The organism is Caballeronia sp. BR00000012568055 (genome assembly GCF_029439455.1).
GTDB lineage: Bacteria > Pseudomonadota > Gammaproteobacteria > Burkholderiales > Burkholderiaceae > Caballeronia.
The window spans coordinates 1-20,167 of record NZ_JAQFVG010000021.1; the positions used below are offsets into that span (position 1 = coordinate 1).

16 protein-coding genes are annotated in these 20,167 nt (G+C 59.0%); 13 read left to right on the plus strand and 3 right to left on the minus strand.

From position 1 onward, the window contains the following. Positions 1-89: 89 nt before the first annotated feature. Both P7F28_RS02190 and P7F28_RS02195 read left to right on the plus strand, forming a co-directional pair. Positions 90-6,407 carry an AAA domain-containing protein gene (locus P7F28_RS02190; protein ID WP_277182804.1) on the plus strand — a complete coding sequence of 2,106 codons (6,318 nt, stop codon included), beginning with the start codon at positions 90-92 and terminating at the stop codon, positions 6,405-6,407. Next, positions 6,404-7,750, plus strand: coding sequence for a hypothetical protein (locus P7F28_RS02195; protein WP_277182805.1), 1,347 nt, complete (start codon positions 6,404-6,406; stop codon positions 7,748-7,750). Before P7F28_RS02190 ends, P7F28_RS02195 begins: the two co-directional genes overlap by 4 nt. A gap of 1,272 nt (positions 7,751-9,022) precedes the next feature. On the opposite strand, the gene P7F28_RS02200 is transcribed toward P7F28_RS02195, so the two are convergent. After that, positions 9,023-9,967, minus strand: coding sequence for an H-NS family nucleoid-associated regulatory protein (locus tag P7F28_RS02200; RefSeq protein ID WP_277182806.1), 945 nt, complete (start codon positions 9,965-9,967; stop codon positions 9,023-9,025). Positions 9,968-10,386: 419 nt separating this feature from the next. Here P7F28_RS02200 and P7F28_RS02205 point away from each other — a divergent pair, with 419 nt between their 5' ends. Next, a complete protein-coding gene (locus P7F28_RS02205) occupies positions 10,387-10,545 on the plus strand; it encodes a hypothetical protein (RefSeq protein ID WP_277182807.1) in 159 nt (52 codons plus the stop codon). Between the two features lie 2,118 nt (positions 10,546-12,663). Here P7F28_RS02205 and P7F28_RS02210 read toward each other — a convergent pair. After that, complete coding sequence (locus P7F28_RS02210; RefSeq protein WP_277182808.1) at positions 12,664-13,569, minus strand: LysR family transcriptional regulator; 906 nt, start codon at positions 13,567-13,569, stop codon at positions 12,664-12,666. A gap of 114 nt (positions 13,570-13,683) precedes the next feature. On the opposite strand from P7F28_RS02210, the gene P7F28_RS02215 reads away from it, so the two are divergent. From P7F28_RS02215 to P7F28_RS02235, 5 genes are all read left to right on the plus strand, one after another. Beyond that, the gene (locus P7F28_RS02215; protein ID WP_277182809.1) at positions 13,684-14,091 is read left to right on the plus strand and encodes a cupin domain-containing protein; all 408 of its coding nucleotides are present in this window, start codon (positions 13,684-13,686) and stop codon (positions 14,089-14,091) included. Positions 14,092-14,290: 199 nt separating this feature from the next. Beyond that, positions 14,291-14,566 (plus strand): cupin domain-containing protein, encoded by a 276-nt coding sequence (locus P7F28_RS02220; protein WP_370467213.1) that lies wholly within the window; start codon positions 14,291-14,293, stop codon positions 14,564-14,566. Positions 14,567-14,638: 72 nt separating this feature from the next. Then, on the plus strand, positions 14,639-14,860 hold the full coding sequence (locus tag P7F28_RS02225) for a carboxymuconolactone decarboxylase family protein (protein WP_368860317.1): 222 nt from the start codon (positions 14,639-14,641) through the stop codon (positions 14,858-14,860). A 30-nt stretch (positions 14,861-14,890) separates the two neighbouring features. Then, on the plus strand, positions 14,891-15,628 hold the full coding sequence (locus tag P7F28_RS02230; protein WP_277182810.1) for an SDR family oxidoreductase: 738 nt from the start codon (positions 14,891-14,893) through the stop codon (positions 15,626-15,628). A 64-nt stretch (positions 15,629-15,692) separates the two neighbouring features. Then, on the plus strand, positions 15,693-15,920 hold the full coding sequence (locus P7F28_RS02235; protein WP_277182811.1) for a tautomerase family protein: 228 nt from the start codon (positions 15,693-15,695) through the stop codon (positions 15,918-15,920). Between the two features lie 244 nt (positions 15,921-16,164). Here P7F28_RS02235 and P7F28_RS02240 read toward each other — a convergent pair whose 3' ends face one another. After that, positions 16,165-17,121 carry a LysR family transcriptional regulator gene (locus P7F28_RS02240; RefSeq protein ID WP_277182812.1) on the minus strand — a complete coding sequence of 319 codons (957 nt, stop codon included), beginning with the start codon at positions 17,119-17,121 and terminating at the stop codon, positions 16,165-16,167. A 141-nt stretch (positions 17,122-17,262) separates the two neighbouring features. Between P7F28_RS02240 and P7F28_RS02245 the strand changes: the two genes are divergently transcribed. From P7F28_RS02245 to P7F28_RS02265, 5 genes are all read left to right on the plus strand, one after another. Next, entirely contained in the window at positions 17,263-17,823 is a 561-nt protein-coding gene (locus tag P7F28_RS02245; RefSeq protein WP_277182821.1) for a flavodoxin family protein, read from the plus strand. Next, entirely contained in the window at positions 17,820-18,119 is a 300-nt protein-coding gene (locus P7F28_RS02250; RefSeq protein ID WP_277182813.1) for a superoxide dismutase, read from the plus strand. Before P7F28_RS02245 ends, P7F28_RS02250 begins: the two co-directional genes overlap by 4 nt. A gap of 122 nt (positions 18,120-18,241) precedes the next feature. Continuing rightward, positions 18,242-19,267: an aldo/keto reductase gene (locus P7F28_RS02255; RefSeq protein ID WP_277182814.1), complete on the plus strand. Its 1,026-nt coding sequence runs from the start codon at positions 18,242-18,244 to the stop codon at positions 19,265-19,267. Positions 19,268-19,474: 207 nt separating this feature from the next. After that, on the plus strand, positions 19,475-19,807 hold the full coding sequence (locus P7F28_RS02260; protein ID WP_277182815.1) for a putative quinol monooxygenase: 333 nt from the start codon (positions 19,475-19,477) through the stop codon (positions 19,805-19,807). A 73-nt stretch (positions 19,808-19,880) separates the two neighbouring features. Continuing rightward, positions 19,881-20,167: DUF1330 domain-containing protein (locus tag P7F28_RS02265; RefSeq protein WP_277182816.1), on the plus strand; the 287-nt coding region annotated here is incomplete at its 3' end.

Sequence of the window (20,167 nt, forward strand, 5' to 3'; positions counted from 1 at the left end):
CGTTTGAAAGACCTATTGACAGATCAGGGCCACAGCGTCCGGATCAGCGCCGACAAAGCGCAAAACCGATAAGACAGGAAATGTCAGCAATGATGCGTTTTTGCCCGAACTGCAAGACCGAGCGGTCTGTCGAGGAATGGTTCTGCGCAGGCACCGTCGCCGGAACCACATGCAACTGGGACTTGTCCGGCCTGCCGATTCGAGCGCCGGGGTGGCGACCCCAGGAGGTGGTCACTGCCGAACACTCAAACAACGAAAGCAACGAAGCGGAACGCTCTGCGCAGGTCAAGCCACAGCTGTTGTGCACTAACGGGCACCCGATGAATGACGGTGACCTGATGTGCCTAGAGTGCGGGGCCGATCCCGCCACGGCAGCAGACGACGTGCCCCATGATCGGGGTGCAGACGAAGCCGAGCACGTCGTCAGAGACGATGAAACGACGTTGCCGCAGACGACTGAGACTCAAATCGACGGGTGGCGCGTTCTCAGGCAGATTTCCAATACCGACGGCGTGCGAGAGCGCTATGTAGTGCAGCACTGTGATACCAACCGGCAAGCGGTTCTGACGCTCTACCGCGACGGTGCCGAGCCAGACCCATCTGTCTACGACGTTGTCCGTCGCCTTCCGCGTGAGCACGTCCCTGAAATTATCGAGACCGGTCGTTGGAATACGCGGGCTTATGAAGTCGCCGAAGAGCTCAGTGGTGGTACGCTTGCCGACGTGGGTATCGCGGTGCGGGACATGGCGACGATTCGCCATGTCGTAGACGAACTCGGACAGGCGCTCAACTCTTTCTCCGAAGCTGGCTTGCGGCATCGGGACCTTCGGCCGGGCACGTTGCTTGTGCGGAGTCGCGAGCCACTCGATCTCGTGATCAGCGGATTCGGCTCGGCACGGTTGTCGGAATTCGACCTCGACATCGTTTCTCCGCTCGAAACGACCCGCTACATGGCGCCTGAAGCCATCGCCGGCGGTGTTGCTGCTGCTTCCGACTGGTGGAGCCTTGGCATGATCCTGCTCGAGCAGTTGACCGAGGGAAAATGCTTCGGGGGTATCAACCCACGTGCGTTTTTGATTCACGTGCTGGCGAACGGGGTCACGCTCCCGGACGACCTTGATCCCGCTCTTAACCTTCTTCTGCGCGGCTTGCTGGCCCGCGACCGCCATCGGCGATGGCAGTGGGCGCAGGTCAAGGACTGGCTCGAAGGCAAGCACGTCGATGCGCCATCTGCGGCGACGTCCGAGACTGATACGGCTGAAGGCGCAAGCATCTCACTCGGCTCACGGCAATATCACAAGCCCACCGTGTTTGCACTCGCGGCTGCGGAACGCGAGAACTGGGACGAAGCCCGCGACCACCTGAATCGTGGCGTGATGGTCACCTGGGCGGAAGAAGCTGGCCTTCCGTCTAAGGAACTCGCCGGCCTGCGTCAGGCTGCACAGGTTGACGGCGTTGACGACGACTGCCGGCTGATGATCGCGCTCAAGCTTCTGAACCCGGAAATGCCACTTATCCTGCGCGGCGACATAGTTACGCCAGGATGGCTGCTTCGAAACCCGCTTGAGGGCTATGAACTCGTGACGGGCTCGGTACCCTCGTTCCTCGAGCGACTGCACACAGAAACGTGGCTCTCGCGCCTTCGGCGGCGGGCCGAGGAAGTCCGCACCCGTGCGCACAATCACGCCATCGAGCTAGACGAGGACATGGTGCGCGTCGCCGTGCTCTCCACTTCGCGAGCTCAATTGGCAGCGCAATGGGAAGAGCGGCGGCTCCTTCTACCTGACTCCACTCACTCGGGCCTTTTATCACTCTCGGAGCGCAGAATTGTCAGCGAGGAAGACCTAATCGTTCTTCTGAGCGCAAAGATTTCGCAGTTCCGGTCAGTTGAGGAGATTCTCAACCAGGCCGCTGACCTAGCCGAACGGGAACAAGTTCTTGCTTTCGACCGGGAGGCGGCTCGGGCGGAACTGGCGCTTGACCGGGCAGAGCTCTTCCGGAAGGTTGACGACCGGATCGCGGGCTTCGCTCGAACCGGGCATCGGTCAATTGACGAGTGGGCCGAGCATTTCCGCCTTGAACGCCGATTGCCGCTGCATGAGGTGCTTGTCCTGCTTTCAGTGCCTCCGGAGCAGTGGCTAGAGCCGCAAAAGCAGCAATACGTATCTCAGATCCTGGAGTTCTTCGAGAAGAAGGTCGCCACGACTGTGTTGCGCGGCCCTTTGGTGCGAATGACCATTGGCAAAACGACTGGCCGGGTGGATGTCCACGAACTAAACAGCGAGCGTTACTCGAGCGCGGCGCTGCTTGAGCATCTCCTTCAGCGCAATGCGCAGTCGGTTTCGGTAGACCCTGCGGTTTTCGGCGCGAATACGACGCTGGAAAACCGGCTGAATACGCTCTTCAGACAAACTTCTCTGTACAAGCGGGATACCGGGATTGACGGCCTCTACCTCGGATTCCCATTCCTGCACTACAAGGATGGTCGGAGCGGTTCGCGTCCGCGCATTGCGCCCGTTCTGCTCTGGCCGGTCAAGCTGGTGATGGAGCTAGGCGCCCGCGGTCAGGTTGCACTGGCATTCGACGGAGAGCGAGAGGAAGTGCGGCTGAACCCGGCGCTCGAAGGTTTGCTCGGCCGGGACTCGGTCAAGGAATGGCGGGCCGCAGCGGACGATATACTCGGACGCTCGGCGCTCAAAGTCGCCGACGTGGTCGACGCATTTGGGTTGCTGGCAAATTCCGATCGTCGCCAACTCAGCGCCCTGCCTTCTCCCACAGCCGACGTGCCGGTGGGCGAACTTTGGATTGCGTGTGCCGGCGTCTTCTTCCATGTGGATTTCGCCGGCCAGGCGATTGGTGAAGACCTGCGCCAATTGAAGGTACTGTCGCCCTCCGGGACCGCGCTCGAATCGATGCTCCGTCTCAAAGACAAGTCGGCCTACGAGACACCCGAAGCGTCAGCCAGCGAAATCGAGCGCTTTCTGACCGTGGCCAGCGACCCGTCGCAGGAGTCTGCAATCATGCAAGCTCGGAAAGGTCCCGGTCTCCTCGTTGAGGGCCCTCCGGGAACCGGGAAGAGCCAGACCATTGTCAACATGGTTGCGGACGCGATTGGACGCGGCAAGAGCCTGCTGATCGTGTGCCAGAAGCACGCTGCATTGGAGGTGGTACACAAGCGGCTAGTCGCGGAAGGGCTAGGTGACCGCATCGTCATGGTCAATGACGTGAACAAGGACCGCGAGCCGACGATCAGGGCTGTCCGGGAGCAGCTTGACGCCATCATTCGAGGTTCGTCGTTTGACAATACCTGGGTGCGCCAACGCGAACGCATGGCAGCAAGAATCGAAACGCTGGAAGGCGAACTCGACCGCCAACATCAAGCGCTCCATCGAGTAGACGACTCGACGGGCCTGAGCTATCGCGCGTTGCTCGGCGAGTTGATCCAGCTTGAGGCTGGGTCCGCACCTGTTAGCGTTCCGCAGCTTCGAGCAAAGCTTGCCGGGCTCGACATCTCTGCGTTGACAACGCTCGAGGAGCAATGCGCCCCGCTCGCCCGCTATTGGCTCCCAGCCAAGTTCGAAGGTAGCGCGCTCGCACAGTTGAAGTCGTTTGCGACCGATCCTGCAACAGTCGAGGAATTTAACGCCGTGTTCGCGAGCTTTCGCGAGGCTGAGCAGTTACGTGTCGATACCCTCGCCGCCCATCCGGCACGGTTTGATGTTGACGACCCTGCGCCGTATCGAGCGTGGCTCGACACAAACGCAGGCCGCCTCGTAAGCCTCGACGAGACCCAGCGCAAGCGTCTCGCCCAATGGTTGCCCCTGTTTCGACCGGCCGACAAAGCCGACTCACCTGGTCATCAGCACTACGCCGTAATGAAGCAACTCCATCAAGAGTTGTTGGAAATCGATGGTGCCGCCTTCGACAAGACGCTATCGCCAGCGCTCACGCAGCTGGGCAATGCAGAACTCAACGACATCGAAGCACGCGCCGCACTCGCCACCAGAGCGCCGACGTTCTTCAGTCGACTCAATCCCGCGAGCTACATCAGACGCAGCGGGCTGAAAAAGTACCTTGCGAACTGTGGTGCTCAAACGACTGACGATGCGCTTCGTGTGCTGCTGGCGGCGGCGCGCCTTGAACAGCTATGGCGTCCGAAGCGCGAAGCGTTGAACGCGACGAGCCGCTCGTTGCACCTGGATACGGTAGAACCGGCATGCGGGCCGACACTCGCCGAAGAATGCCGCGCCCGCCTGCGCCAGCTCGAAGAGGTACGCGAGCTCGCGCAGCATCTTGCAATTGCACCGCGCGGCGACGAATTCGATTCGGCGGTGATGACGGGCGATCAGTCTCACGTGAAACAGCTGCTTGACGGATTTGAGACAGCCTTCGTTCGTTACAACGCTCGCCAGCACAGCCTCAACGCGCTGAGCGGACTTGAGGAATGGATCTCGCCAGAACTGGTTGATGCCTGTCGCCGCGCCATTGCAGAGAACGTGAGCTACCAGGCGCCCCTAAACCGTATCAACGACGCGCTGCCGACGCTGGCCGCTTATCAACAGTTCCGCGCACGTTCGAAGCACCTCAATGCGCAAGCGCTTGAGCTGTTTGCAGTCATGCGAACCCACGAGACAGCTCTCGCGAGTGTCCCGCCCAAAGATCTCGATTGGGAAGTGCGACGCCTCATCAATCGAGAGGCACGACTAGGATGGAAGCGTCGCTTCGAGCAGGAGAACCCAGAACTGCTTCTCGACCAGACTGAGACGGCCGCAAAGGTTGAAGCACTGGCTGGTGCCGACGAAGAAATGCGTCAACTCAATCGCGAAGTCCTTCGCAACGGGATTGACCGCAGCAAGCTGGGCTCGGTGCGCGACTGGGAGGACGTCACCCGGCTGAGCGGCAGACGCTGTCGTCGTCTGCGGGAGTTCATCGAACTTGGCGCCGGCCTTGGCCTAATGGCACTGCGCCCGGTCTGGATGATGAATCCGGACGTTGCTAGCCGCGTTTTGCCGCTCAAGTCCAATCTGTTCGACTCAGTGGTCTACGACGAGGCGTCACAGATGCCGGTTGAGTACGCCATTCCCACGCTGTTCCGTGGCGGCGTCTCCGTGGTGAGCGGTGACGAAAAGCAGATGCCGCCGGCAAAGTTCTTCTCGGGTCGCACGGACAGCGACGAAACGGAGATTTATGACGGAGAGCAGCCCGACGAAGACGCAACCGAGGAAGAACGCGAACTCTTCGAAGACACCTGGAACCGTCGCGAGATTAAGGACTGCCCCGACCTGCTCCAACTGGCACGTAGTTCCCTCCCCGTTACCACCTTGCAGATTCACTATCGCTCTGCCTATCGCGAACTGAACGGCTACTCGAACGCCGCGTTCTACGACAACGAACTCAGCGTGCCGGTCCGGCATCCCGAAGCGACGATTCGGGAAATCAAGCCATTGGAGCTGATTCCGGTCAACGGTATCTATGAACGCCAGACGAATTCTGATGAGGCGGACCGCGTGGTCGAATACCTCGCGGAACTGTGGAAACTTCCTTTTGACCAACGCCCGTCGGTAGGCGTCGTCACGTTCAATCTTAAGCAGGCTAACCTCATCGAGGAACGGCTGGAGCTACGCGCAGAAGAAGACGAGGAGTTCCGAAATGCGTATCGGGAAGAAAGCGATCGTTCCGACGGTGGCGAAGACATGGGCGTCTTCGTCAAGAACGTGGAAAACGTCCAGGGCGATGAGCGCGATGTCATTGTCTTTTCGACTACGTTTGGCCGCAACAGCCAGGGCGCGTTCAAGCGGTTTTTTGGCGTGCTTGGACAAAAAGGTGGCGAACGTCGCCTGAACGTCGCAGTGACGCGCGCTCGACAGAAAGTCGTGCTTGTGACATCGATGCCCATCCGGGATATTTCGGACATGCTCAACACCAAGCGTAAGCCGGCCATCCCGCGTGATTACCTCCAAGGCTATCTGGAGTATGCACGCGCGATGTCAAATGGAGAGCTCCCAACCGGGCAAGCGCTTCTTGGCCGCATGAGCAGCGAACGCGCTCATCTCAAGTTGCAGGAAAGCGGCGAACCCGACGGCTTTTCGACGGATGTTCTCGAATATCTGCGTGAGCTTGGACTGTCGCCCGTTATCGCTCAGGAAGGCGACGCCTTCGGTCTTGATTTCGCTATCGCCGACCCGGAAACCGGCTTGTACGCCATCGGTATCGAGTGTGACGCCCCGCGCCACCACCTGCTCCAAAGAGCCAGGGCGCGCGAAATCTGGCGACCCTCCGTCCTGCGGCGGGCCATACCGACGCTGCATCGCGTTTCATCTCAAGCCTGGTATCACGAGCCAGAAGTGGAAAAAGCTCGCCTGAAAGCGGCAATCGACGCAGCCCTGAAAACGGAGGTCGTAGCATGAGTGGGCCGAAGGTTGTGCGAATCGTCACGCGCGAAGAAGTTCTCGCTATATGCGAAGCTCAGCTACACCGGCTCGACCAGGCGATTGCCGCATGGACAATATCGGGGCAGCGTATTCGAGAGCTTTCGGCTGAGGAGATCGCTGCGACCCACGAACGTCGTAAGGCACTTGCTGCATTGATTGCCAAGGATGCTTTCATGGAACTGCAGAAGAAGGTTCCAGATGAGATTGCCTTCCTGAAGGCAGACGTCGGACGGCGGCAACGCGCTGCGGTCGAGAAAGCGGAACAGGCCGCGAAGCGTAGGCGACAGGGACGCGATAGCGCGACGACACTCATGCACGCGCTCAAGTCCAAAGGCATCGTCGTGCCGCAGGATCTCGCGTCGAAGCTCGACCTCATCACGTCGGGCGAGGACGTCGTAAACGCGGACACTCTGCTGGCTCAAGGGTTCAATCTTCTCGTACCGGAGCCTTCGCGGAAAATCAGCGAGGCGCAGCAAAAGCTTGCAAGCCGGCTGTTAGGCACCGATACGCCTAAAGACTTTGCCGAGTGGAGAGCGACGAACATTTCGCACTCGAACAACCTTCTCTGCGACCGCGTCGACCGCCAGATTGCTGAGGCGCAAGTGTTCCTTGAAGAGGCTGATGTTGAAAAATTTTCGGCCAGATTGCGCTCGATCGAAGCCGAGACAAACGAGCAGCGTCGTAACCTTTTACTCGATAGTTTGATACTTGACCTCTCTAGTGCCGTCGACGCGACCCGAGCACATCGTTCAGTAATCGAAGAACTGCAACAGCTCGCGGCTGAGATCAGCGCGAACACTTCCGCCGAGGCCATGGCTTTGTTCATGCGAGTCGAGCAATGCGGCCTCGCAACGTCCTTGCAGGCGATTGCCCAGCTTGCGGAGGAATGCAAGAAGGTCGTTGAGCAAGAGCAGCAACGCCAAACGGCACACGCACGACGCGACGCAATTCTAAAGGGCTTCGCGCGCCTTGGTTACGAGGTCAACGACGGCATGGAGACCGCATGGGCGCGCGATGGCCGCGTCGTCGTTAAGAACCCAGCCTTGCCTGGTTACGGTGTGGAAGTCGCTGGACAAACAAAGTCGAGCCGACTACAAGTTCGCGCAGTAGCGCTATCCGCAAATCGCGATGTCGCCCGCGACAAAGACATCGAAATGCTTTGGTGCGGGGACTTCGGCCGACTCCAGGAGTTCCTCGTCGCCGAAGGCGATAGTTTGCTCATTGAGCGCGCAATGGGTGTCCGTGAGATCCCACTCAAAGTCATTGGAGACGCGGAAACCGAGACAGTATCAGTCGAAAAACAACGCTCGCTACGTTAGTCAGACAGAAGCAAACTGGCCGTTCGACGTTGGACCACGGTAGCGGGGAATCTCACTCTCATTGTCGAGAGCGCTGACGGCGCGTGCCGCCACGAGAGAGCGATCGGACACGAAGGTGGCTGCGATGCTAGGTGAGTGCCGGCCCAGCAGCGCGAAGACTCAAACGCACCCCGCACAGCAGATCAACGAAGGCACCGATGACAGCTTGACCGCGGCCCTGCTCCCCGAGACGCTAATCGGCAACGCGAGCGACTGAGCGACGCACACATCGGCTCCTTGGCCACCAGCCGCGCTGTGGCCACCAAGGTGAAGCATGGAGAATATTCGCCCTCGGAGCAGATCAGTGACGAAGCACGGACACGCGCGAGCCGCTAATAGACGCGCCTGTTTGTCGGCAACGGGAGAAAGATGTTCGCTGCAAGCATCCGCTCCTGGCTGCCAGCCGCGCAGCGGCCTGCTTACAAATGGGCGCGACGAGAGCCAAGCATATTCTCTGTAAGATTGAGCATATGCTAAAGCGAAACATGTTCTTTTGAGAATGGAAAGATATGCTCACGGAAGAAGATCCTAGTGAGCATATCTTCGCTTTAGGGTAGCCAGGAATAGCCGGAGCCCCTGCTATATCGCGCAGGCACCCCTTCCACCATTTCATATTTGAATGGCTCCGACAGACTTCAAGGTCGCGGCTCTCTCTTCGCCACCGCCCGGACTGTTTCAAGCTACCCCCGTGGTAGTCCGATTTCCCCAGCGCGCCACCGGTCGCACCCGTCCACGCTGGAGGTCACCGCCGAAGCTCTTCAGTCGGAAGAAGCGGCATTAACGTCGGGCGGCTCGGAACTCGGCCGACGCGTGACTATCGATGTATAACACCGAAGTCGCTCAATCGCCAATCGAAGATCGAGCCAAAATTTGCTCTTAGATTTCATTCCAACAAAATCTTCCTTTATTCGATGAGCTTTTTTCAAAACGCTTCGGGCGAAGAACATTGTAACAATACGACTTCCCGTTGAAATCGCCTCAAAGTCATTCGCCGCAAGCACAGACGAGACTCAAGCGGGCAGCGCGATGCTCCAAAAGCATACGGATCAGTCTTTGCTACAAAGATCTGCTCGGCCTAATCAAGGTTATCTTGCGTTCTCGCGCCGGACGGCGCAGGAACGTCGGACCTCGACCGCCAGGCTCCGGCCCGATTGATAGCGATTTCTTTGGTAGCCAAGAGAAGACAGCGCGCGAGCGCGTAGGGAGACCACAGCGTGTCGCGCGTCATGTGGATTATGCCGTTTCCGACGTACCGCTCTCCCCCGCTTCCGGTTGCGGACTGGATACCAGCGGCGCGCTCTCCGGTGCTTGAGATACCTTCTTGACGGCCACTTTCCTTGCGCTGCCCTTCTTTGCTGCCGCTTTCTTGGTCGCCGCTGTCTTCACGGGAGCAGTCGTCGCCGAAGCCTCGCTGGTCGCAGTCGCAGCGGTTCGAGCCGGCGCCTTCTTTGCAGCAGCTGTTTTTGCAGCACCTTTCTTCGCCGCAACCTTCTTGGCCGTCGTTTTCTTTGTCGCCGCTGTCTTGGTGGCTGCCTTCTGGGCGGCCGACTTTTGGGTCGGTATCTTCTTGACTACCGCTTTCTTCGCCGTCGCCTTCTTAGCTGTCACTTTCTTCGCCGTCGCTTTCTTGGCTGTCGCCTTCTTCGCAGCAGGCTTCGTCGATTCCGAAGACGCTGCACCCGACGCATTGATCAGAAACACTGCGCGGTCCGCGGCTGACGCAAGCCATCCGGGCGCCTTTCCTCGGCCGCTCCACGTCGCACCACTCTGTGGGTCGCGATATTTCGGCTCTTGTGGACCACGCACATAGTTGCCGGCTTTTGGCTGCTTGTTCGCGGGCGATGTCGTCGCAACCTTTCCGCCATCGACAAGAAACTTACTATGATCTCTGGCATTGGCAATCCAAGCCGGCGCACGTCCGTGGCCGGTCCACGTCGCCCCAGTCTTCGGATCCGCGTATTTTGCAGCGCCTGCATGCTTGCTTGATGTATCGACGCTCTCGCCGCGTCGTTTCCCATTTGATGCGCCGAAAGCGTCGACATCTGCCGTTGTCAGACCGTGCTTTTCTAAGAGCTCGTGGACCTTCGCCAGTACTGTTGAAGACTCCTTTTTAGCAATCGCTTCAGCCTGAGCCTGGAGCTTGGCAATTCGCGCCTCTAAGTCTTGTAGCGTGGCCATGATCTCTTCCCAAAGTTAAGTATGGCCGCACTATGCCACAGCCAGTGACTAAAGTCAGTGGTGGGAACGCCCCTTCCTTAATCATGTTCTTTGGTCGTCGCAAGGCCGCTCAAACTAGCCCATAAGAGATCACTTCATCGCCTGATTTACTGTAACCGGACGATGGCCGACTTGCCCGCTTTCGCCTCAATTTCTCTGGGCGACGGGAAAAGCGACGGCAGAGCAGATGCCATCGCATCAGCAGTGCCAACAGCAACGGCCATAAATGGTGGGGCTGTATCGACCGACGCGTTCTGCAGCGGGGAACCTCAGTATTTGCAGACTGATTCCCGGGTTTCCACCGATTAAGTCATGTAGCGGCATGCCGACATCGATGGTGTCGCCATTTCGGCGGCGCAATCGCTCACAGGGGAAACCAAATGAAGAAACTCATCGCCGCGCTGATCTGTGCGTCGCTAATCGTTCCGGTCATCGCGCAAGCGCGTGGTGGTCACTACGCTGGCGGACACGGCTCTTCGCACAAGGGTGGCCACTACAAAAATTCGCGCACGGGCGACCACTACGAGAAGCGTCGCTAACGAGACCGACTGGACGGAGTTTCGCGCCTCGAAGCACAGAAGATTACGTTGTATGGATGTGTCCGGGCGCGCTTGCATGGCACTTAGCCCTCGGAAAGACCTTGGCCCGTCTCTCGCGACTGGCCTTTTCTTGCTGCTTGCAGCGCCGGCGCCGCAACCTCACGGGCGACTCCACATCGTCGCGTGCGCCGGGCGTTCGCGTATGCATGACGAGGCTACCACCGTGAGCCGCTTCAGGGCGCCAAGCGCGGCGCGAGAAAATGCCGGTCAGGTGCGGTCAAGATAGTCTGTCAGCCGGAAAGGCGCCCGACTTTCGCGATATGCAGCAGCTCGTTCTTCAATAGGTTCTTGGCAGTGTTCGTGGCGTAGTCAGGATGATTCAAGACGCGGCAATGTAAGCCGAGGGCTTACGATCCGCGACTTTGCCATGTGTTCCTGAACGACCGGCAGCCAAGCAGGTGTGCGGCCGGCAGCCGCGCACCACACAGTCGCTCCTAGTAGCTCCTCACGCTGCGACGGGCGAGGCTTTCATAAACGGCGCAAGTCGCTCGGTGAGAATCACGTTCGTCAGTACCTGCCGCAACGGAACTCGCATCAGGTCTGTTGTTGCCCCCTTCTGCAGGACTACTCCACTGCGACAAAGGGCCATCGGCATACGCGTTTTCCAGCCGAGATCGACGAGACAACCGCGGGCCAGGAACGGAACCTGAGTCGGCTTCGCGATCGTCGAGCCCCGTTCACCCTCCTCCCTGGCTGCCAGCCGCGCAGCGGCCAACATACCGCGCTGGGACAACACGAATCCTTTGCTCGCGCGACGACATCGAGAAAGCGCTGAGCAGGACTCCGTTGAAACGCCCTTCGCCGCGAGAAGCTTCGCGCCGCCAACGGTCGACACATGACCGTCTCGCCCGCCACCGCACCGCCCTGGCTGCCAGCCGCGCAGCGGCCCTCGATCGCACAAACGCGAAGCGACGAAAGGGTATGCTTACTCAGGCATATGCCTTTGCGGATCGAGCATATCCTGTTGTGAGGATTTTCTTTTTGAGAAATGAAAACACCGCTCACTCGAGAAACTCCTCAGTGAGCATATCTTTTTTTAGAGTAGAAAGGCAATACCAGGGCCCCCGGCGATTAACGTGGGTGCCCCTTCCATCGGTCGTGGGATGACCGACTCCGCCAGACTGTTTCGGGTCCCGCGCCTCTAGCTTCGCCAGCGCCTCCGCTTTTTCAGGTCCCATCCCCGTGGTGCGGAATTCTCTCCAGCGCGCCACCGGTCACAACCCGTCCACGCTTGAAGGCCACCGCCGGAGCTCTTCAGTCGGAAGAGTTGGCACTAACGTCGGGCGGCTGTGCTCGGCCGACGCGTGACTACGAGATGTATAACATCGGGCCATCATTAAAACAATGCGATATTCGGGCTGAAATGTTCTTCGAAATGCCAGGCGCTGAAAACACTCGTTTTTCAGTAATTCATTTTCAAAAAATTGAACCCTGAACTAAATTGTAACAATACCGTTTGCAGAGTCGCGCGTGCGATCCAGCCGGACTACTTTTGAATGTTCTTCACCTTTGGAGCGGCATGGAAAACGTATGACTGGCTTAATACCCGGGAGTCGGCCACGCCGAGATGCTTGGAAACGCCGTTGCTTACGACGCATTCGCTCTGAAGTAAGAAGCGCATCGTTTCAGTTAGCAAGGGTGCGCCTGCGAGGAAGCAGGCGCCGGTCGGCCCGAAGCACGCCCCTTCCCTCGCTGCATTTATCTAAGGTCCGGAGCAGCGCTCTCAGTATTTCGCGGCAGCGCGGAGGCGTTCTGCCATGCACGTCCGCTGTTAGCATCGAACCGCCGTAGCTGCCTCTTTATGTTCTTCACGGAAAGGCCGCCGCCGACTCCCGGATTTCGGCGCATCGTTATCAGGTTGATAACCAGTCGCCACCAACATGCTACCTATCCACAGCTTATGTGGATAACCCTGTCAATAACGCCCCGACCCAAGCCCTAAGTTCTTGAGGGGAAACAGCAAACGTCTAGTGATGTGATGCGTGTCACGATGCTGAGGGCGTTATTATTTAAACGGCCGACAAACAATTCCTGCGCTTCGCTTGGGGTATCAATCCGTCATCGCGCTCGCGCCTGATAACCCGCTTTCAATGCGTCGACAACAAGCTCGACCGCGCGCGACGATTTGCTGCGGCTCGCGTAATAGACGTGATGCCCGACGAATGTGGGAAACCAGTCTTCCAACACCCATCTCAAACGCCCTGCACGCACATGCTCGTCGGCAAGGTCCTTGGGCACGTAGGCGAGCCCAAAGCCGGCCAGCGATGCGTCGACCATCTGGTAGACGTTATTGAAAGTAAGCTGCCCTTCAACCCACACCTGCAATTCGCGCCGTCCCTTACGCAGTTCCCAGGGAAGCAGAGCGTTCCGTGTCGGCAACCTCAAATTGATGCAGTTATGCAGCGTGAGCTCCTGCGGTGTTTTCGCTGGCGGCCTTGCTTTCAGATATGACGGCGACGCGACAACCGCCATCGTCATATCGGGCGCAATACGCACCGCGACCATGTCTTTGGCGACCTGGTCGCCGAGCCGCACGCCGATGTCATATCGATCCGCAACGATGTCAGCTAATCCGTAGTCATTCACCAACTCAATGTGCAGTTCGGGATACTGGCGCAGCAGCGGCTGCAACCGGGGCCAGACGTGCGCGTTCGCTGCGTAGTCCGTGGTCGTGATCCTCACCGTCCCCGCCGGCCGATTCGTCATCGCGCGCAACGAGTCCACCTCGGCCTCGATTTCTTCAAAGCGAGGCCCGATGGCCAAAAGCAGCCGCTCGCCGGCGTCAGTCGGTGAAACGCTACGGGTAGTGCGCGTCAACAACTGCAAGCCCATCCGTTTTTCGAGAGCGGCCACAGTACGACTCAATGCTGACTGTGAGACGCCCAATTGCGCCGCCGCCCGCGTGAAGTTGCGCTCCCGCGCGACTGTCATAAAACCGACTAAATCGTTGAAATCTTCCTTCAATTCATGCTCCCGTGCATAAGGGCATGCCGATATTGCCACCTAGTCGCATCAATGGCCAGCGGGTAGATTAGTGTCAGGTGGCATATGCCTTCACGACATAGACAAGGAACGACCATGGAACTGAAACGCGCAGGCTCTCAACCGTCAATGAAGGGGCCAGACGAATGGTTCACCGGCACGGTGCGGATTGATCCGCTGAACGCTCCGCCGCCGCCCGCGCAGGTCTCGTGCGCAAGCGTAACGTTCGAGCCCGGCGCGCGCACGGCCTGGCATACCCATCCGCTTGGCCAGACGTTAGTGGTGACGGCAGGATGCGGCTGGACGCAATGCGACGGCGAGTCGCGCGTGGAAATCCGCGCCGGCGACGTGATCTGGTGCCCGCCGGGCCACAAGCACTGGCACGGCGCGACCTCGACGACCGCGATGACGCATATCGCAATTCAGGAAGCGCTCGACGGCAAAAACGTTGAATGGCTGGAAAAGGTGACGGACGAGCATTACCTCGGCAGCGGCGAGAAGTGATGACGCGTGCCGCACTCATCGCCTGCGTCGTCTTGGTGTCATTTGGAGCCCGCGCCGCGGACGGTGGCCCTGAGCCGATCACGGTCGCGCATAGCGGCTCGCAGCCATCAGTGTCCGGAAGCAATCAACGCTTTGCCGGCCAGGTACGCATCGATCCTCTGTTTCAGCCCAAGGCACCGTCGCGCCCATCCGGGGATGGGTGACGTTCGAATCGGGCGCGCCTACGGCGTGGCACACACATCCGCTTCGACAGACGCTGATTGTCACGTCCGGCAGGGGATGGATACAAGCGTGGGGCGAGCAAAAGCAGGAGATCGCTGCGGGCGACGTGGTGTCGATTCCGGCGGGCGTGAAGCATTGGCACGGCGCCACGTCCGCCACCGGAATGACACACATCGCGCTCCAAGAGGCGCTCGATAGTGAGAACGTCAACTGGCGTGAACAGGTCACCGATGAGCAATATCGCCAACCGTGACCCGAAGACGCGCCGTTTCGCGCGTGTCGTTGCAGTTACATGTGCAGCGCTGCTCATGTCTGCCCGTGCGCAATGAAAGGAAGGGATCTCCGAAGTCTCGTGACGGTAAGCGCGCTCGTTGCAAACGGCCAGGTCGCGCAGATTCCGTATCACCTGAATCGGGCGATGGACAACCGGCTTACCAGGGACGAGGCGTCCGAGGCCCTCACGCAGCTCGCTTTTTACGCGGGTTGGCCGAACGTCTTCTCTGCAATGCCCGTGTTCAAGGATGTTTTCTCGAAGCGGGCGACATGATCGGCATTATCGGAAAACGAGGAAATAGCGATGAGTGAAAACATTCACGGCAAAGTGGTCGTCATTACTGGCGCCAGCAGCGGACTCGGTGCAGAGACCGCGCGTCACCTCGCAAGGGAAGGCGCCAAAGTCGTCCTCGGCGCGCGTCGCCTCGATCGACTCGAAGCACTCGCGAGCGAACTGGGACTTGATGCAAAAGCCATCCTGCAGACCGACGTGACGGATCGCAGTCAGGTCCAGGCACTGGTCGATCGTGCAGTGGAACTGCACGGCCGGATCGATGTACTGCTCAACAACGCCGGCCTCATGCCAAGCTCGATGCTCGACAAGCTGAAGATCGACGATTGGGACCGGATGATCGACGTCAACATCAAGGGCGTGCTGTACGGTATCGGCGCTGCGCTGCCCCACATGCAGGCGCAGAAAGGCGGCCAGATCATCAACGTTTCGTCCGTCGCGGGTCATAAGGTGGGCCCCGGAGGCGCCGTCTACGCCGGTACGAAGTGGGCAGTACGAGCGATTTCGGAAGGACTTCGCCAGGAGGTCAAACCCTGGAATATCCGCACGACCATCGTTTCGCCTGGCGCGGTCGCGACTGAACTAACCGACACGATCACCGACCCAGACATCGCCGCGGGGATGGCGAAGACGTATGAAAAGGCGATTCCGGCCAGCTCGTTCGCGCGCGTGGTGGCGTTCGCCATCAGTCAGCCCGAAGACGTGGACATCAACGAAGTGCTCTTCCGCCCTACTAGTCAAGCGTATTGAGCCCTGCCGATCGGGACGCGCACTTCTCGCTTTCCCGCTCGGTTCACCCCTGGAGAAAAATGCCATGCCACATGTCATTGTTAAAGCTTGGCCGGGCAAGACGGAGGCGCAAAAGCGCCGGCTGGCCGAGGCCATCACTCGTGATGTGATGGACATCCTCGGCTACGGAGAGGAGTCTGTCTCAGTCGGCTTCGAGGAAGTCTCGTCGGACCGATGGAAGGATGAGGTTTATGGACCGGACATCCAGGCACGGCTTGAAACGCTGCTCAAGAAACCCGGATACAGGATGTAGGGCCATGCACAGTCTCCTCGGCGGAAGCTGCCGTACATTCCGTTGTTGCGACGCTGATACCGGTGGCGACTGCCGTTCGCGCCGGTTTTATGATAACTGGCTTAACGACGCGATTGTCCGCGCGCTTGCTCTCAAGGGCGCCCGTTAGGTGTCCGTTGCATCCACCAGCACTGCGCTCCGGCGCGGGTGCTGGCCTCGGTGCTTGAGCCCGACGACTACTCAACGGTATCCGTGGAGGTAGCCGCTAAGCGGTGTAGGCATTCAAGGTATCCATGGACACATGCAGCTTGTCGTCTGCCGACAGCGCCTCAAGCAGATGGCTCACCGTGACCTGCACCCGTGGTGCCGTAAGTGCCCTGTGGGGATACTGCATCACCATCTCGTATGTTCCAGGCCGGTGACACCTGTGGAGAACTATCTTCAGCGTGCCGGAACGCAGATGGTCCCAGGCAAGATGAACAGCGACCTCGGCAATTCCAACGCTGTCGCACGCTGCCTGAACGAGCGACTCCGGCGCAGATAGCGTCAGCGATGCTTTGTTCATAGGGTCGAATGTCGTGATGCTTCCATCGTCGGCCTTGAAATTCCACGGCGCGATATGACCGGTCAGGAATCGCCGCGCAATGAGCCGATGCGCTTGCAACTCGTCAGGCGTTCGCGGTGCGCCGTGCCTTGCCAGATAGTCAGTCGAGGCAACCAACACCGTATTCAGGCGACAGACCGGACGGGTGACGAGGGCAGAATCAGGGATATTGCCGCCCCTGAAGGCGATGTCATAGCCATCCCGCACAAGATCCACGACGCGATCATCGAAGTCGACTTCGATCAAGAGGCTTGGATAGCGATCCAATAGTGGCGGTAAAGCCGGCATCACATGGTCGTGCCCAAATGCAGCACTTGTCGAAATGCGAACCCGCCCGCTAGGAACGGCGCGCTGTGCAGCAATCGTATCAACGGCGGCATCAAGTGCCTCCAGCGCGACCCGGGCTTGCCGGAGAAATGCCTCTCCCTCCTCGGTCAGATTCAACGCGCGGGTCGTGCGATTCATCAATCGCACTCCCAATGCCTTTTCAAGGCCGGCGACGTTCTTGCTCACGGCAGCCGACGTGATGCCCAGCACCCGGCCGGCCGCCGCAAAACTGCCGGTGTCCACGGCTTGCACCAGCGAAACGATTCCCCGAACCCGCTGTGAAGAATCCACGTCATCCCTTGCGTTGAACGCAGTCCCATCATTTAACGCATTCTAAACCGCTGGTTGATAGTCACTCAACCAAAACCGTACTTCCGGTAGCGGCTCCACGCGACGACAATGAGCATATTGCTGACCTCAATGTCGACACAAATGATCGTTACCGTCCTTTATGACAGTGGCTATGGCCACACGGCGAAGCAGGCCCAGGCTGTGGCAGACGGCGTTCGGCGCGTGCCGGGAGCCGAAGCGGAATTGATTGCCGTTGCGGACGGGGACGCCCCTTGGGACAAGCTTGCAGCGAGCGATGCGATCATCTTCGGTTCGCCCACCTATAACGGCACCGTGAGTGCACGTCTCAAGAAGGTAATGGAAGACTCGACCCGCACCGCGTGGGTCCCGCAGTCATGGCGCAACAAGATCGCCGCTGGATTCACTAACTCCGGCGCCATGCACGGCGACAAGCTCAATTCCCTCGTTACTATGGCGCTGTTCGCCGCGCAGCACGGGATGATCTGGGTCGGCCTGGACATTTTCCCGGGCAAGTCACCGCAGGAGAAGAACCGTGTCGGTGGTTGGCTCGGTGCAATGGCGCAATCGAATGACGAGTCGCCAGAACTGTCGCCCATCAGCAGCGATCTCGATACGGCCGCCTATCTGGGCCAGCGCGTCGCCGAGGTGACAAAGCAGTTCATGGACGGAGCGGGACAATGAGATTGCTTTGTCTCGACATACCGCTACCCGGCTCCAGCCCCGAAAAATACGAACCTCACCTTCTGGACGAAGTACGCCACGGCTGGCAACTCTATAAATCCGGGTTCATGCGCGACATTTATTTCCGTCAGGATCGTCTCGGTGTCGCCATCATTGCCGAGAGCGATTCGATAGAGGCCGCAAAGCTGGCTCTCGCCGATTTCCCGCTCGCCAAGGTCGGCGTTATTGACTGGGAAATCATTCCACTTGGCCCGTTCGTAGGGTGGGAAGCGCTTTTCGCAGCTAGCGACGCCTGAGATGTGGCACCGCACATCTCAGGGCCGGCCCGTGACCTGGAAAAGTTTTTAATCCAGGTTGGCCGCAGGCAATGCGCCCTAGATCCATGGTGTTTGGTCATCACAGATCATTGGAGATGAAAATGAAATATGTCAACGTTGGCCGGACGGGTCTTAAAGTCTCACGCCTTTGCCTTGGCTGCATGAGCTATGGAGAGCCGAACCGTCTGCCTCAGCCTTGGTCGCTCGATGAAGCGGCATCTCGACCGTTTTTCCGGCAGGCACTGGAGGCCGGCATCAACTTTTTCGACACTGCAAATATCTATTCGGGCGGAAGTTCCGAGGAAATTACAGGGCGAGCGCTTAACGACATGGCCCGGCGCGAAGAAATTGTCGTCGCCACCAAAGCTTTTTTCCCCTGGCGCAACTCGCCCAATACCGGATTCCTGTCTCGGAAAGCGCTTTTCCAGTCAATCGACGACAGCTTGAACCGACTCGGGATGGACTATGTGGACCTTTACCAGATCCACCGCTTCGATCACGGCACGCCTGTCGAGGAAACCATGGAAGCGCTGCACGACATCGTGAAAGCGGGGAAGGTCCGCTACATCGGTGCGTCGTCCATGGAGGCATGGCGCTTCGCGAAGATGCAACACATCGCAGAGCGCAACGGCTGGACACGTTTCATCTCAATGCAGCCGCAATACAACCTCCTTTACCGCGAAGAAGAGCGGGAAATGCTGCCGCTTTGCGCCGATCAGGGCGTCGGCGTCATTCCCTGGAGTCCCATGGCCCGTGGCAGGTTAACGCGCAGCTGGAGCGAAACCACCACGCGGACGCAGAACGATGCGTTTGCTTTGAAGATGTACCAAAACGCAGAAAGTCAGGACCAGAAAGTCGTCGAGGTCGTGGCGCGTATCGCCGAGATACGCCGGGTGCCGCGCGCGCATGTTGCGCTGGCGTGGCTGCTGTCGAAGCCGGGCATCACAGCCCCGATCGTCGGGGCGACAAAGCCCGAACATCTCGCGACTGCCATAAGCGCGCTCGACTTCTCATTGACGGAAGTCGAAATCGCTGCACTGGAGGAGCCGTATGTTCCGCATCCCGTTGATGGGATCGTGCCCCCGCTTCCAGAGCAGCCGCCGACGATTACGCCGCCTCGCGGCTGAATAGTTCACTGACAGCACGGCGACGATAAGCACGCCTGGCACCACACCTCCATGAGAGCGCTATCGCTCAGAGATGTTAAAAGGAAGAATGAGATATCCACCATGTTCAAGAGACACCGCCCTCCGACCATCCTGATACGGGTATTGATATGCGCGGTCGCGCTATTGATCGGGCACTCAGAAGTGTACGCACAGGAACCGACGACCATGTTAGTGCGCATTTCCGAAATCGAGGTCGTTAGCCAGAGTGTCGATGAATATCAGCGCATCCTGGGCGAAGAGGCCGAGGCTTCCGTGCGTCTCGAACCAGGGGTTCTATGCATCTTCCCGTCCGCTCAAAGGGGGAACCCGACTCAGATCAGGATTCTGGAAATCTATGCGAACCGCGATGCCTACAACGCGCATATACGGTCGCCGCATTTCCAGAAATATAAGACTTCAACGTTGGACATGGTGAAATCACTGCGGCTTGTGGACATGCAAGCCATGGATGCGAAAGCGATGCCGCTAATCTTCAAGAAAATGGGCGGTCAGCCGTGACGGAAGCCGGCCAGACTGCACTGCGAGGATTTCCGTGAAAAACATGAGATTCGTTTGGTTCGCGGCCTTAGGCATGGCCATCAACCTGGTCCACCTGTCAGTTCAGGCTCAGCCGTCGTCAGTGACAAAGCCGGCGTATTACGTCGCGGAGTTTCAGGCGACCGATCCCGAAGGCATCAAGCCTTACAGCGCCGCAGTCGAATCGACCTTCAAGCCGTTTAGCGGACGCTTCATCGTTCGCGGCGGTGAAATGGACGTGAAAGAAGGCTTCGGTGCACAAGGGCGTCTGGTGATCATCAAGTTCGACTCGTTAGCGCAGGCACAGGCTTGGTACAACTCTCCTGCCTATCAGGCCATCAT

Bases quoted from the DNA above. Each gene is read 5' to 3' on its own strand.
- P7F28_RS02190 (WP_277182804.1), top strand. From the start codon at position 90: ATGATGCGTTTTTGCCCGAACTGCAAGACCGAGCGGTCTGTCGAGGAA.
- P7F28_RS02195 (WP_277182805.1), top strand. From the start codon at position 6,404: ATGAGTGGGCCGAAGGTTGTGCGAATCGTCACGCGCGAAGAAGTTCTC.
- P7F28_RS02200 (WP_277182806.1), bottom strand. From the start codon at position 9,967: ATGGCCACGCTACAAGACTTAGAGGCGCGAATTGCCAAGCTCCAGGCT.
- P7F28_RS02205 (WP_277182807.1), top strand. From the start codon at position 10,387: ATGAAGAAACTCATCGCCGCGCTGATCTGTGCGTCGCTAATCGTTCCG.
- P7F28_RS02215 (WP_277182809.1), top strand. From the start codon at position 13,684: ATGGAACTGAAACGCGCAGGCTCTCAACCGTCAATGAAGGGGCCAGAC.
- P7F28_RS02225 (WP_368860317.1), top strand. From the start codon at position 14,639: ATGAAAGGAAGGGATCTCCGAAGTCTCGTGACGGTAAGCGCGCTCGTT.
- P7F28_RS02230 (WP_277182810.1), top strand. From the start codon at position 14,891: ATGAGTGAAAACATTCACGGCAAAGTGGTCGTCATTACTGGCGCCAGC.
- P7F28_RS02235 (WP_277182811.1), top strand. From the start codon at position 15,693: ATGCCACATGTCATTGTTAAAGCTTGGCCGGGCAAGACGGAGGCGCAA.
- P7F28_RS02245 (WP_277182821.1), top strand. From the start codon at position 17,263: ATGATCGTTACCGTCCTTTATGACAGTGGCTATGGCCACACGGCGAAG.
- P7F28_RS02250 (WP_277182813.1), top strand. From the start codon at position 17,820: ATGAGATTGCTTTGTCTCGACATACCGCTACCCGGCTCCAGCCCCGAA.
- P7F28_RS02255 (WP_277182814.1), top strand. From the start codon at position 18,242: ATGAAATATGTCAACGTTGGCCGGACGGGTCTTAAAGTCTCACGCCTT.
- P7F28_RS02260 (WP_277182815.1), top strand. From the start codon at position 19,475: ATGTTAGTGCGCATTTCCGAAATCGAGGTCGTTAGCCAGAGTGTCGAT.